Below are 1,540 nucleotides of genomic sequence, written 5' to 3'. Positions count from 1 at the left end.
GGCTCTTTACTTTTATTGGTTTACTAATCATCTCAAAAAGCAATAAAGGAGATAGCGTTGATCTGACTTCTATCTAAGAACGTTCCTGTTTTTAACGTACAGCAAACCCGACTGCAGTGACAGAATGTTAAGTCAATGTAAATATTTTTATATTTTTAATCAACCATGATTGCTGATAACCTTATAAACCAAGAGGCTGAAGCCTATGCAGATTATTTTACTTCGCCTGAAAACTCACTTTTAAATCAAATTAATAAAGAAACAACGGAGCGCCATCAGCAGGCGCATTTGTTAAGCGGGCACGTTCAGGGCAGACTTTTATCTTTTATAAGTATCATGTTACAGCCGAGATACGTTCTTGAGATTGGAACTTTTACTGGTTATAGTGCTTTATGCCTTGCAGAAGGCTTGCAGAAAGATGGAGAATTACATACCATTGAGTTGCGGGACGATGATGCAAATACAGCTCAAAAAAATTTTATGAAAGCCGAAAAACATAAACTTGTTACATTGCACCGCGGCAAAGCAATAGACATACTGCAAACTTTACCCCATTTGTGGGATTTGGTATTTATTGATGCAGATAAAACGGCGTACATTGAATACTATGAAAAAATTGTGCCTCAATTATCAGATAAAGGTGTCATTATAGCCGACAATGTTCTTTTTCATGGGCAGGTATTGGATCAGCCACCTAAGGGCAAAAATGCCATTGCCATTCACGAGTTTAACAAACATGTGTTAAACGATGAGCGTGTTGAGCAAGTCATGCTTACAATAAGAGACGGATTACTAATAATTAAAAAGAAACAATGATAAAATTGTCAAAATTTATCACCACACTCATTTTATTAAGTGCCACGTTAACTACAGTTGCACAAAACGAAAAAGGTAGAGCTTCAGAATACATTAAGCAATACAGCCAAATAGCCATTGAAGAAATGATCCGTACGGGTGTTCCCGCCTCTATTACACTTGCACAGGGTGTTTTAGAAACAGGTGGCGGGCAAAGTGATCTTGCATCAATTGCGAATAATCATTTTGGTATCAAGTGCAAAGCTGAGTGGACGGGAGAAACTTACCTACATGATGATGATGCTAAAAATGAATGTTTTAGAAAGTATCCGTCAGTCGAAGCATCTTTCCAGGATCACTCAGATTTCTTAAAAGCCCGTCCCAATTATGCCTTTCTTTTTAAATTAGATCCTACCGATTATGAAGGATGGGCCAAAGGGTTGAAAAAAGCCGGTTACGCTACAAACCCCTTGTATTCCCAAAAACTTTTAAAGATTATTGTAGAAAATAATTTACAGGAATACACATTACTTGCCTTGCAGGGAAAGTCTGCTTTAGACACCCAAATTTTTACTGTAACAAATGAAACTGTATCTCCATTAGAAACAAAAGTTGATGAAATAAAAGAACCTGCAACTTTAATTGAAACTGTTTTAACTGCTCCTTCTCAGCTTGACAAGACCCCGACGATCGAGAATGGCAATGCTCAATTTCAGGCAGGTAAAATTTTTATGATTAACGAGGC

At 37.2% G+C, this 1,540-nt stretch carries 2 protein-coding genes; both read left to right on the top strand.

Going from position 1 to position 1,540, the window contains the following annotated elements; genetic code table 11:
* Nucleotides 1-165 precede the first annotated feature (165 nt).
* Nucleotides 166-816, top strand: a complete 651-nt coding sequence (locus tag H7254_RS02380; RefSeq protein WP_301931463.1) for an O-methyltransferase — start codon at nt 166-168, stop codon at nt 814-816.
* Nucleotides 813-1,540 (top strand): glycoside hydrolase family 73 protein (locus H7254_RS02375; RefSeq protein WP_301931462.1); only part of this gene is annotated, 728 nt, incomplete at its 3' end. The genes H7254_RS02380 and H7254_RS02375, both read left to right, overlap by 4 nt.

Source organism: Ferruginibacter sp. (assembly GCF_014377975.1).
GTDB lineage: Bacteria > Bacteroidota > Bacteroidia > Chitinophagales > Chitinophagaceae > Ferruginibacter.
The sequence above is the reverse complement of the archived record's forward strand: the minus strand, read 5'-3'. Positions and strand labels throughout refer to the sequence as shown.

Excerpts from the sequence above, each read along its gene's own strand:
- H7254_RS02380 (WP_301931463.1), top strand. The coding sequence starts at position 166 with ATGATTGCTGATAACCTTATAAACCAAGAGGCTGAAGCCTATGCAGAT.